General features: G+C 68.7%; 1 protein-coding gene. It reads left to right on the top strand.

The window, feature by feature from the left end; genetic code table 11:
• Nucleotides 1–40 precede the first annotated feature (40 nt).
• Nucleotides 41–13,675, top strand: coding sequence for a filamentous haemagglutinin family protein (locus FG13_RS18240; protein WP_035823141.1), 13,635 nt, complete (start codon nucleotides 41–43; stop codon nucleotides 13,673–13,675).
• The last annotated feature ends 59 nt before the right edge of the window (nucleotides 13,676–13,734 follow it).

Below are 13,734 nucleotides of genomic sequence, written 5' to 3'. Positions count from 1 at the left end.
GATATCGGTCAGCAACGGAACATGAAAAGGGAATGTCGCCATGCAGCGAAGCAAGTCGGTCACGAAACACGCATCCTCCTCCGCCATGGCGGGCAGCCACAACGGGCGCCCGGTGCGCTTGAAACCGCTGGCGCTGGCCATCGCCATGCTGCTGCAGGCGGGCGGCGCGCAGGCGCAGCAGCCGTTCAGCGGCGCCTGGTTCGCGGGCAAGGGCGCGCAGCAGGGCACGGCCGCCGCCACGGGACGCTTGCCGAATGGCCAGCCGGCCACATCGCTGAACAATCCTTTGCTGCAGCAGCAAAAGGCCGAAGGCAAGCTGCAGCAATCGCTGAACAACCTGTTGCTGGCCGCGCGCGGCATCGCCGCCGAACAGGCGGTGCAGGCGGCCGCGCGCCAGGCGGCGCTGGCCGCCGGCGGTGCGTCCGATGGCCTGGTCAAGGGCGGCTTGCAGGTCGACACTAACAGCCTGACGGCGGGCTGGCTCAACGCCCAGGGCCCGGTGCAGACCCAGGCCGACGGCAAGACCGTCGTGAAGGTGGTGCAGACGGACGACAAGGCGATTTTGAACTGGGAAAGTTTTAACGTCGGCAAGAACACCACCTTGCAGTTCGACCAGAAATCGAACTGGTCCGTCTTGAACCGGGTCAACGATCCGCTGGCGCGCCCCAGCCAGATCCAGGGCCAGATCAAGGCCGACGGCACGGTGATGATCGTCAACCGCAATGGCATCGTGTTTACGGGCAGCAGCCAGGTCGATACGCGCAACCTGGCGGCGGCCGCCATGGGCATGAGCGACAGCCAGTTCAAGAGCGGCCTGTACGGCAAGGCGCAGGGCGCGGGCGCCGTGCCGACCTTCGCGAATGATTTATTGCTGGGCCAGAATACCTTTACGCATGGCAAGGCCGAGGCCGACGTCGTCGTCGCCGCCGGCGCGCGCATCGACACGCGCAAGCCGCAGACGGTGACGGAAGGCGGCGGCTATGTGCTGCTGGCCGGCCGCAGCGTCGACAATGCGGGCGCCATCACCACGCCGAATGGCCAGACCACCCTGGCCGCCGGCGACGCCATCGTCGTGCGCCCGGGCCAGGGCACGGACAAGAACCAGTATTCGAGCACACGCGGCAATGAAGTCGAGATGCTGCGCACGGCCGGCAGCGGCGCCGGCGCCGTCGTCAACCGCGGCTTGATCCAGTCGGCCGGCGGCGACATCACGCTGAGCGGCAACACGCTGCGCCAGGACGGCATGCTGCTGTCGAGTACCTCCGTCAACGGACGCGGCGCCATCCACCTGTCGGCGGCGGGCGAGGACGCCAAGGTCACCATGGGACGCGGCAGCGTCAGCGCCATTTTTATCGACGACAACGGCGCCACCGCCCTTGACGTGCAGCGCGATACCTTGCTGAAAGATACGGGCAAGGGCACGGACACGCCGCTGGACCGGCGCGACCAGTCGCTGGTGCGCATCGTTTCGGCCGGCAACGTGGAATTCGAAGGCGATTCGCTGACCCTGGCCACGGGCGGCCAGGTGCTGGTCGACGCGGCCCGCCGCAGCCACGTGGCGCGCGACGCCGCCATCGACGTCTCCGGCGCCGTCGGCGTGAAGGTCGACATGAGCAGCAACAATGTGCTGATCAATGTGCAGGGCAACGAACAGCGCGACGCACCGGGCAGCCGCGACGCGAAATACCTGAACAACAGCGACGTGTGGGTCGACCGCCGCGACCTGGTGCTGGTGCCGGCCGGCACGAATGGCTACGCCACGGATCGCTGGTACACGGCCGGCGGCTTGCTGGAAGTGAGCGGCTACCTCAATACCAGCGGCCACGGCATCGGTGAATGGGCGGCCCAGGGCGGCACCGTCGGCTTTGGCGGCGGCGAAGTGGTGACGCAGGCCGGTTCGCGCATCAACATCGCCGGCGGCTCGCTGGACGTGCAGACGGGCATGGTCAAGCAGACGTGGCTGAAGGGCGCCGATGGCGCGATGTACAAGCTCAGCACTGCACCCGGCGACAATCTGTACACGGGCTTGTACCGCGGCTATGAAAGCACGCATGCGCGCTGGGGCGCGAACACGACGGAGACGTACGCGAATGCCTTGATCGGCCCGCGCGAACGCCTGGAAAACGGCTACACGGTGGGCCGCGACGCGGGCCGCCTGATCGTGTCCACGGGCGCGGCCGTGCTGGAAGGCGATATCGACACGTCCGTGTTCCAGGGCGAGCGCCAGCAGCGCAAGCGCGATGACGGCATGGATAGCTACAAGCAGGCGCAGACGTCGGCCGCGCGCGCCGGTCAATTGATCGTCGGCAAAATGACGCCCGTCTTCGATACGAAGGCGGGCCAGCTGCGCGACAGCCCGCAAGCCGTGCTGGAAAAAGTCGAGATCGGCAAGGTGGCGCCCGTCGCCGATGGCCAGCTGCTCACTGAAGCCTTGCCGGCCGCGCGCAGCAAGACCCTGCAGCTCGATGCGGACTGGCTCAATGGCCTGGAACTGGGCGCCCTGAATATCTACGCCTACGACAAGCTCGACGTCAACGCGGACGTGCGCGTGGCCGATGGCGGCGACGTCGCCCTGCACGCCACCGACGTGGCCATCAAGGCGAACGTCAGCGCGCGCGGCGGCAGCATCGCCGCCGGTGACATCATCTCGCGCTACCTGGCGAATGCGGGCGCGGTATGGGTCGAAGGCAAGCTGGTGCCGGACAACCGTCCCACGGGAGCGGCCGGCGTGCGCGTGGCGCCCGGCGTGCGTCTCGATGCGCGCGGCCTGTGGAGCAACCTGGAACTCGATCCGGGCGCGGTCGCCGGCTTGCCGTATGTGAATGGCGGCAAGGTCACATTGAAAAGCTCAGGCGGCGTTGAGCTGGCGGGCGGCAGCGTCATCGACGTCTCGTCCGGCGCGGCCCTGATGAGCAATGGCAGCCTGCAGGGCGGGCGCGGCGGCGACATCACCCTGGCGGTCGATCTGCCGACGGAGAAAGCGCCGACGGGCGCCATGCTCAAGCTCGACGGGGAATTGCGCGGCCATGGCGTGAAAGGCGGCGGACGCCTGGTGATCGACAGCGGCGCGGCCGTCAGCATCGGCGGCAAGCTGCAGGGTGGCGACGTGTTGCCAGGTGGCAGCAGCGCCCCCATCGGCCTGCGCCTGGCCGATGAATTCCTGATCGCCAAGGGCGAGAAGATCCCCTTCGATTTTGCACTCAGTACCAGCCTGATCAAGCCGGGACAGGCCTTGAGCAAACCCGTGACGGCGGACGTGTCGGCGCAGAAACCGCTGGTGCTGGGAGCCGACCTGCTGGTGCCGCCGGGCGCCTATGTCACCACCGCCAGCGGCGCGTCTGTCTACCAGGGTTCCATTGCGCCCGCCGGCAGCGTGCTGACTGCCATCAATAGCCTGCCTGCCGGCTTCGTGGTCTCGGCGGCGGTCTTTCCAAACGGCTTGCCGATCCAGCCGGTGATGACGCAGTATGCGGCCGGCAGCGTCGCCGCCGACGACTTGCGCGCGCCGCGCGGCATGCTGCTGCCGGCCGGCACGGTGCTGGGGCGCGACGTGACCGTCCAGCCTATGCTGGCGCTGGACGCCAGCCTGTTCCAGAGCGGTTTTGCCGACTACGCCATCACGGGCCGCGATGGCGTCGTGGTGGTCAAGGATGCGCATGTCGATGTGAAGATGCCCGTGCTGCGCTTCAATCCCGCCACGGGCCACACGGTGGCGAGTGGCACGGATCCGGCTGCCGCGCTGGAACTGTGGACGCCGGAGCTGTACCAGGAAGATGCGCGCAAGGCCCGTCTGACGCAGCGCGCCGGCGCCGACCTGTCGCTGACGGCCGGCAGCCCGCACGTGAAAGGGGATCTGGCGGTGGCGCAAGGCGCCGTCGTCACGGTCGATCCGGGCCGCCAGATCAGCCTGACGGGCAATGCGCAGATCACCATCGATGGCCGGCTCGAAGCCCGGGGTGGCAAGATCGCCGTCCTGCCCGGCACGTTTGGCACGGGCAATGATGTGGATGTACCGAACGGCAAGGGACAAGCCACGTCGATCTGGATCGGCGACAGGGCCGTGCTCGACGTCGCCGGCCGCGCGACGGTCGCCACCGACATGCGCGGCGACCGCTATGGCCGTGCCGACAAGGGCGGCAGCATCGAGATCGGCGCCCGCTACAAGGCCGACGCGGCCAGCGTCGACGCGGCCGATGCCTTTGTCGTCGTGCGTCCTGGCGCGCTGCTTGACGCCAGCGGCGCGCAAGCCACGCTGGACTTGCCGAACCAGGGCGCCGTCAACGTGGCCGGCAACGGCGGTTTGATTTCGCTCAGTTCGTATAACGGCATCTTTGCCGACGGCACTCTGCGCGCCGTGGCCGGGGGCGCCGGTGCGGCCGGCGGCACCCTGGCGCTGGCGCTGGACACGCCCAATTATGGCAAGGTCAACCGCTACAACTTGCAAGGCGACAACGTGGACAACGCGGTGCGCGTGCCGCGCGAAATGCAGCTGGCGCAGGTGCAGGGCGACAGCGCCTTGCCCGAGGACTTGCGCGCCGGCCAGCAGGATGCGGCGCTGCGCTACGGCAGCGCGCGCCTGGGCGCCGACCGCGTGCAGGCGGGCGGTTTCGACAACCTGGCCCTGCATGTGAACGGCATGCTCAGTTTTGACGGCGACGTCAAGCTGTCGCTGGGCCAGAGCCTGCGCCTGAGCGCCACCTCGCTGGGGCTGGCGCAGCAGCCTTTGCCTGATGGCCAGGACAAGGCGGGCAGCCTTGCCAGCCAGGTGCACCTGGCGGCGCCGTACGTGCGCCTGGGTACGGCCGTGCGTGCGCAGAAGGACGATTACATCGTGCCCAATGCCGTGAAAGGTTCGAAGAACCTGGGCAAGGGACGCGGCATCCTGGGCGTGCCGCTGGTGGCCGAGGATTCCCTGCTGCAGATCGATGCGGGCATGCTCGATATCGCGGGCGAGGTCAACATGGGTACGCGCGGCACCATCGCGCAGAGCAGCGGCGCCGACCTGGTGGTCGAGCGCGATGCCTTCGAGCAGCTGACCCTGAACAGCCGCGGCGACATGCGCCTGTCGAACAGCGCCGCCCTGTACCAGCCCGGCAATGCCACGCTGGTGGCCGCGCAAATCTACCCGGCCACGGGCGACAGCGGCATGGTCACGGTGGGCCAGCAGAGCGGCATCGACGAATACGGCAACCTCCGCGTCACGCTCGATCCGCTGCGCACGCTCAATATCGGGCGCAGCGGCGACGGCGCCACGCCAAACCAGCCGTTCTCCGTGTTCGGCACCCTGAGCCTGGTTGCGCCCACCATCAACCAGCATGGCGTGCTGCGCGCGCCGCTGGGCCAGATCAACCTGGGCGCCGAAGGCTTTGAAGCCAATACGGGCCGCGTCAACCTGTTGCCTGGCAGCCTGACCTCGGTCAGCGCGAAAGGCTTGACGATGCCGTACGGCGGCACGCTCGATGGCTTGAGCTACCTGTATGACGGCAACGATGTCGTCTTCAAGGGCGTGGGCAACGGCCCCGAGATCGCCTTGACGGGCGCCGCCATCGACGTGCAGGCCGGCGCCGTGCTCGACATGTCGGGCGGCGGCACCTTGACGGGCGCGGCCTTCCTGGCCGGACGCGGCGGGTCCACCGACGCGCGCCTCAATCCGCTGGTGCAGATGAAGCCGAACGGCGGCTTTACCTTGCCCGGCCTGAATACCAATCCCGTGTACGCCATCATTCCCGGGGTACAGCCTGACGTGGCGCCTTTGATGGCGGAGCAGGGCGCGGGCCAGCCCGCCGTGGGACGCCAGATCACCATCGCGGCGGGCGTGCCTGGCCTGGCGGCCGGCACCTACACCCTGCTGCCGTCGAATTTCGCCCTGCTGCCCGGTGCTTTCCGCGTGGAACTGAATGGCCTGGCCGGCGCCGTCGAGACGGGCGGCACGATCGCCATGCGCAACGGTTCGTTTGCCACGGCGGCGCAGACGGGCGTGGCGGGCACGGCGATCCGCGACGTGGTGGCGCAACAAGCGATCCTGACGCCGGCCGACGTGCTGCGCAGCTATTCGCAATACAATGAAACGGGCTATGCCGCCTTTGCCGTGGCGCAAGCCACGCGCGACGGCGTGCCGCGCGCCGCGCTGGAGCGCGATGCCAAGGGCGTGCGGGTGCAGCTGATCGCCCCATCCGTGCACAGCGTCAAGGATAACCACACGCCGTTGATGATGGATGGCAGCGCCCTGTATGCACCGGCCGAGGGCGGCTTCGGCGGCTCCCTGTTGCTGGGCACGGGCAACCATGCGTCGACGCGCTACGAAGTGCTGGCCGACGGCACGGCGCCGCTGGCCGATTTCGATGGCGTGTCCGTGCATGCGTCGCAGATCAATGCCTTCGGCGCTCAGCGCGTGGGCATCGGCGGCTTGCCGCGCGTGAACTACAGCGATTTTGGCACGGGCAGCAACCAGCACGCCAATATCGCCGCCATCAACGAATCGGCGGGCGGCATCGTGCTGCGCGACGGCGCCATGCTGAAGGCGGCCGAAGTGTTTCTGGTGACGGCGAGAAAAGACGGCGGCATCATCCTGGAGCAGGGCTCCGGCATCAATACGCTGGGCCGCGGCAAGGCCGCCTGGGATTCGCGCGATGGCTATGTATACGAGCCCATGGGCAGCGTGCTGGCCGTCTCGAACGGCTGGCTGGACATGCTGCCGGCCGCGCCGCCGTCGTCCGAATCGTATGGCCCCGGCATCATCGATATCGGCGCCTGCACGAAAGTTGGCGGCGCCTGCGGCGGCAGCACCTCGCTGTATTCCGAGGGCACCATCGCGGCCGTGACGGAGCGCGCGTTTACCCTGCGCGACAACGTGCGCTACGGCACGCGCAACCTGGTGCTGGGCATGGGCTCCATCAATGTCGGCAGCGAGGCGTCGCTGGCGGACGCCAGCGCCCGCGGCGCCTTGCCCGACGGCCTGGCACTGAACCAGGGCGTGCTCGACCGCCTGCTGCGCGGCGACACCAGCACGGGCGCACCGGCGCTGGAAAGCCTGGGTTTGACGGCGCGCAATTCCTTCAACTTCTATGATTCGTCGCAACTGTCGACCATCGACGCGGCCACGGGCAAGTCTTCGCTGTCGCGCCTGGTGCTCAATACGCCGGCCATCTACGGCTATGGCGGCACGGACGCGCTGGCGCGCATCCACACGGACACCCTCGTGTGGCAGGGCGCGACGAATGCGCCCGGCGCCGTGGTCGCCAATGGCCCCGGCACGGGCAGCGGCCGTTTGCAGGTCGACGCCAGGCGCATCGAGTTCGGCTTCACGCCGGACAGCCGTCCCGACACCATCCATCACCTCGACCGTCTGATGCTGGGCTTCGGCCAGGTGGCGCTCAATGCCAGCGAACAGCTGACGGCCAACAACAAAGGCGGCCTGTCCGTCTACCAGTCGCAAAGCGCGTGGGATACGGCCACCAATGGCTACCGTTACAGCGGCGGCGATTTGCTGATCAACACGCCGCTGTTGACGGGTGCGGCCGGTTCCGTCAACCGCATCACGGCGGGCGGCGACCTCAAGGTGAGCGCACCGGCAGGTGCGGCGGCCGCCACGCCGACGAATGCGGCGCTGGCCGGCGCCCTGGGTGCGGAAGTGGCGCTCAGCGGCAACAGCGTCAGCGTCGATACCTCGGTGGTTCTGCCAAGCGGAAAGCTGACCCTGTCGGCCGAGCGTGATGTATTGCTGGGCGACAAGGCCAAGCTGGACCTGGCGGGCCGCAAGATCGATTTCTACGACACCAGCAAGTACAGCTGGGGCGGCGACGTGATCCTCGACAGCCGCGCAGGCGATGTGCGCCAGGCGGCCGCTTCCGTGATCGACGTGTCGGCCGTGAACAACCGCGCCGGCAAGCTCAGCGTGGTCGCCACGGGCGACGCGGCAGGCACGGCCGACTTGCGCGGCAGCCTGCTGGGCGGCGCCAGCGGCCATTATGACGCGGGCGGCACCCAGGTGCCGTACGCGGCGGGCGGCGTGGAGGTGCGCGCCCAACAGATCGGCGACTTCGCCGGCCTGAACCAGCGCCTGAACACGGGCAAGGTGTTCGGCAGCCGCAGCTTCCAGCTCAAGCAGGGCAATCTGACCATCGGCGACGAGGTCAAGGCGCGCGAAGTGAGCGTCTCCGTCGACGGCGGCAGCTTGACGGTGAGCGGCCGCATCGACGCCAGCGGCGAGCAGGTGGGCAGCATCCGCCTGGCCGGCCGCGACGGTGTCACCATCGAGTCAGGCGCCGTGCTCGATGCGCACGGCACGGTGCTGCGCACGGACAGCTATGGCCAGGTGATCGAGGCGCCGAACCGCGCCGTGATCGAACTGGCCGCGCCAGGCGGCCGCTTGAGCCTGGAAAACGGCGCGCGCTTCGACCTGCGCAGCGGAGACAAGGGTGGCAACTACGGCAGCATCGACCTGAACGCGCGCCGCCTGGGCGGCGCCACGGGCGACGACATCGACATCGACGCGGCCGGCGCGCTGAACATCGCCGGCGCGCGCACGGTCAACGTCAATGCCTTCTGGCAATACAAGGATGCCCCGGCCGGTACCGGCAAGGATGCGGACGGCCGCAGCTACCAGAGCATCAACCAGGCTTACCTGGACGAGAAACACGCGGACAGCCAGGCCTTCATGGTCCACGCGCTGGCCAACGGCAACTTGATGAACAACAAGCTGCGCGGCTTGCGCGGCGACGCCAACGCTTTTCACCTGCGCCCCGGCGTCGAGATCGTCAGCGCCACGCCGGGCGGCGACTTGCATATCGATGGCGACATCGACCTGTCCGGCCACCGCTACGACGGCGTCAATCCGCTGGCCCGCCTGAGCGGCGTGTACGGCTCGGGCGAGGCCGGTGCGCTGGTGCTGCGCGCCGGTGGCAAGCTCAGCGTCTTTGGCAGCATCACCGATGGTTTCGATACCAGCGCCCTGCCAGTCACGGTCGATGACAAGGGCTGGCAGCTGGTGAAAGGCCGGCTGCCGTGGGGCGGCGAAGTCGTCGTGCCGCAAGCGGGCCTGGTGACCCTGGCCGAAGACACGTATTTCAAATCGGGCACGAGCGTCAATTTCGCCGTGCCGATGAAAGCCATGGAGTTGCGCAGCGGTACCTTGCTGGCGGCGCGCGCCACCTTGACGGCGGAGTTGAATCTGCCGGCCGGCAGCGTGCTGGGCGGCGCCGTGCGCAATGCCGACGGCAGCGTGCTGTACGCGGCCGGCACGGTCTTGCCAAAGGCGCTGACCTTGTCGAGCGGCATGCAGCTCGATGCCGGCCTGCGCCTGCCTGGCGCGGCCAGGGTGGCGGCCATGCTGTGGCCGGCGAACGTGGCCCTGCCTTTCCCCGAAGGCAGGCCGTGGGATGTGGCCGATGCCACGAATGCCGTCAATGGCGTGGTGCTGGCCTCGGCGCTGGCGCTGGACAAGGGCAGCGTGCTGCCCGCCGGCACCGTGGTCAGGCTGCCGGGCGACGTCACCATGGTGTCGCTGCGCAGCGCGGATGGCAGCGGCAGCCAGGGCCGCAACCTGGCGCTGGCGCCCATGCTGGCCCAGGGTTCGCAAGCGTGGTCGCTGCGCCTGGTGGGCGGCGCCGATACGGCGGCCGCCGACACGCGCGCGCTGAAACCGCATGCGAAGGACGCCCATCTGATGCTGGCCGATGCGCATTACGGCATGGGCAAGGTGACTTCCATCAAGCCGGGCACGGGTTTGCCGGCCAAATATATCTACAGCGATGCGGCTATCGCCGAGGGCTACGGACCGGGCGACGTCAATGTCGAAGACTTTGGCGGCGAGGAAATCATGCTGGAGTACTTTGCGCACTTTGTGATCAAGGTGGCGGAGGGCACGCCGCCCGTTGAGGTGATCAGCGTGGAGCCGGCGCGCCAGCCCCTGTTCAGCGTGCTGCGCACGGGCGCTGGCGACCTCGATTTGCTCGCCGCGGGCGACTTCGACATGCGTTCCCTGTATGGCGTCTACACGGCGGGCACGCAGTCGGCCTCGCCGCTGGTGGGCGGCAAGGACCTGTTCAATCTGCCGCGCGCGCGGACCGTCAAGGGCCAGCTGCTGGGGACGGACGGCGATGCCTTCATCCCGTTCGTCGACGGCGGCAGCCAGAGCCTGTACCGCGCCTGGTATCCCGAGCATGGCGGCAACCTGCTGCTGCGCGCCCAGGGCGACGTCAAGGGCGATACGCTGGCCGCTTCCGTCAGCCGGCGCGAAGACGCGATCGGCTGGCTGCGTCCACAGCAGGACACCAGCGACATCGGCACCTGGCTGTGGCGCCAGGGCAGCGGCAGCACGGGCGGCGGCGTGCCGACGGCATGGTGGATCAACTTCGGTACCTATATTCCGGGCACCGAAGGGGCGGACCTGTATTCGGGCATGCCTTTCCTGTCGGGCTTTACGGGCATCGGCACCCTCGGTGGCGGCAATCTGCTGCTGCAGGCGGGCGGCGACGCCGGCATGCTGGCCTCGCGCGCCGATGCGGGCGGCGAGTTCGCGCCGCGCAGCCAGGGCCTGAACGTGGCCGTGGGCAGCACGGGCAGGGTGACGCCGGACGGCAAGCTGTTGCTGACGGGCGGCGGCGATCTCGATATCCGCATCGGCGGCGGGCTGAACCCTGTGGCCGAGGTGCGCAGCTTCGACAGCAATAGCGACCGGCCGAACCCGAACACGCGTTTCGAACGCCAGCTGCCGGGCCTGAACAGCACGCTTACCAACCTGCGCGGCGCGCTGCGCCTGGAGGCGGGCGCCGTGGGCGGCATCGAATTGCGCTTCGACCGCGCCGATCCGAAGGAATCGCGGCCGTATGAAACCTACACGGCGGGTACGGCGATCGCCAGCGGCGGGCCTATCCTGGTGCCGGGCGACAGCGGCGTGCGCATCGATGCGCGCGGAGATGTGGTGCTGGGCGGCGTGGCCGATGCGGGCCGCGTGAAGCAACTGGGCTATGGTTCGCCGTTCAGCTACCAGGGCGTGGAGCGCACCGGCGAAGGCTGGAGCTGGTTCTCGCTGTGGACGCCGGCCACGGCCATCGACCTGTTCAGCGCGGGCGGCAACCTGACGCCCACCTCGTCCTGGATCAATGCGACGGTCGGCGACAACTACGCGCCGTCGGACGGGCGTTTCGTCATGCCGTCCGTGCTGCGCGCCGTGGCCGCCAGCGGCAGTTTGTACTACGGCAATGCCAGCCTGGGCAGGCTGGGTGATGGCGGCAAGGTCGACATGCCGCAAAACGGCGTGATCCTGGCGCCGTCGCCTGTGGCGCCGCAGTTTGTCAGGACGGGCGCGGGCCAGCTGGAAATGCTGGCCGCCGACTCCATCCATGCGGCCGGCTATCCGATCACGCAATCGGGCGCCGATCCGCGACGCTTGCCGAACCCGTTCAATCCCGGTTTCGTCGGCGCCCTGGGCCCGGTGTGGTTCGGCCACTTGCCGCTGCATAACGTCAGCCAGGAGGCGCTGGCGCCTTCAGCGCTGAAATTGCTGGGGGCGACCAGCAACGGCGCCAGCGGTGCGCAGCAGACGTATCCGCTGTTCAGCATGACCCCGCCGACGGTCTCCGATTATGTGCCGGCGGGCCAGGTGCCCGCGCACTTCTATGCCAACAGCGGCGACATCGTGGGCTTGCGCACGGGCGGCATCGTGTACCGGGGAACACTGAAGGGCGAAACGGGCCCGCTGGGCGTGTGGTACGAAGGCGGTGGCGCCGTGGCCGTGCGGGCCGGGCGCGACATCGTCAATTCCGGCACGCCGCTCGGCAGCGTCGAAGGCGTGCCGGACGGCGCGGCGGGATGGACCGGCCAGCCCTTTGCCAACAGTCCCGAGCTGCCGGAAAAGCCGATCGTCTTCGCCAGCTCGTCGGCGCGCGGCAACCTGTTCGTGCACCGCCATGCTGATGACGTTTCCGTCGTCAGCGCCGGGCGCGATATCCGCTACAGCACTTTCTATGTGGCGGGACCGGGCCAGCTGAACGTGAGCGCCGGGCGCGACCTGTACATGGCCGACAAGGCGGAATTGCGCAGCCTCGGCTCCATCGTCAATGTCGGCCAGGACAAGCGCGGCAATGGCGCCGGCATCAGCGTGGCGGCCGGCGTGGGCCGCAACGGTCCCGACTATGCGGCCTTCGCGGCGCGCTACCTGGACCCGTCCAGGCTGGCCGATCCGGCCAAGCCGCTGGCCGACCAGGCCGGCAGCGCCGTGTATGTCTACGGCGGCAAGCTGACCCTGGCCGACTGGCTGCGCGGCCAGTTCGCCTACAGCGGCGATGAGGCGGGCGCGTCCGCCTTCCTCGGCACGAAGCAGGCGGAACTGGAAAAGGCTGGCCAGCAGACGGGCGCCGTGCGGCGCGACCTGGCGCGCGAATACGCGCAGGTCAGCCAGCTGCACCTGGTGAACTGGCTGACGACGCGCTTTGGCGGCGACAGCGGCCTGGGCATCCGCTACGACCCGGCCACCGATGCGCGCAGCTTCTTTGCCGCCTTGCCGAAGGAGCAGCAGCAGGTCTACCTGAGCAATGTCTACTTTGCCGAACTGAAGGCGGCGGGGCGCGAATACAACGATCCGGACGGCATGCGCCGCGGCAGCTACCTGCGCGGCCGGGAAGCCATCGCCACCCTGTTCCCATCGCAGGACAAGGCGGGCCAGAAGATCGAGTACCAGGGCGACCTGACGATGTTCAGCAGCGCGCTGTACACGGTCAACGGATACGGCGGCGTGTACACCAAGCGTCCCGTCGCGGGCGTGCGCTACCTGAGTCCGCAGGAATGGGTCGAGGCGGGCCGTCCCGACTACAACGTGCCTTACGTGACCGTCAACGACGCGGGCATTCACACGGATGCCGGCGGCGACATCGGCATCACGGTGCCGGGCGGGCGGGCGCTGATCGGCGTCGATGGCGGCTATGCGCCGGGCGAAGGCTCGGGCGTGCTGACGCAGGGACAGGGCGACATCCAGATGTATGCGAAAGACAGCATCCTGCTGGGCCAGAGCCGCATCTTCACCACCTTCGGCGGCAACATCCTGGCCTGGTCGGCCACGGGCGACATCAATGCGGGCCGCGGCACCAAGTCCACCGTCGTCTACACGCCGCAGCGCCGTACCTACGACAGCATCGGCCTGGTCAGCCTGTCGCCGAGCACGCCGGCCACGGGCGCCGGCATCGCCACCCTGAACCCGATCCCGGAGGTGCCGCCCGGCGACATCGACCTGATCGCCCCGCTGGGCAGCATCGACGCGGGCGAGGCGGGCATCCGCGTCTCGGGCAACGTCAACCTGGCGGCCTTGCAGGTGATCAATGCGGAAAACGTTCAGGTACAGGGCAAGTCGGCGGGCCTGCCCGTGGTCGCCACCGTGAACGTGGGCGCATTGAGCAACGCCAGCGCGGCCGCCACGCAAGCCGTGACGGCGGCGCAGGACGTGCTGCAGCGCGAACGGGCCGCCACGCGCCAGGCGCAACCGTCGCTGTTCACGGTGAAGGTGCTGGGCTTTGGCAACGAGCAGGCGGACGAGGGCGGTGTTGGCAAGCACCAGGGCGGCGAACCGCAGGCGTCCAGCTATCAGCCGGCCGGCGTGGTGCAGGTGCTGGGCGCGGGGCCGTTGACGGCGCCGCAGCTGCAGGCGCTCACGCCGAACGAGCGGCGCGGCCTGCAACCGTGAGTTTTATGAACATTTGATGACATTCGGCAGTCGCCGCGCGCGGCGGCTGTCTAGGCATC

Source organism: Janthinobacterium sp. RA13 (assembly GCF_000745325.1).
Taxonomy (GTDB): Bacteria; Pseudomonadota; Gammaproteobacteria; order Burkholderiales; family Burkholderiaceae_D; genus Janthinobacterium; species Janthinobacterium rivuli.
This window is presented reverse-complemented; position numbering and strand designations above follow the sequence as displayed.

Excerpts from the sequence above, each read along its gene's own strand:
- FG13_RS18240 (WP_035823141.1), top strand. The coding sequence starts at position 41 with ATGCAGCGAAGCAAGTCGGTCACGAAACACGCATCCTCCTCCGCCATG.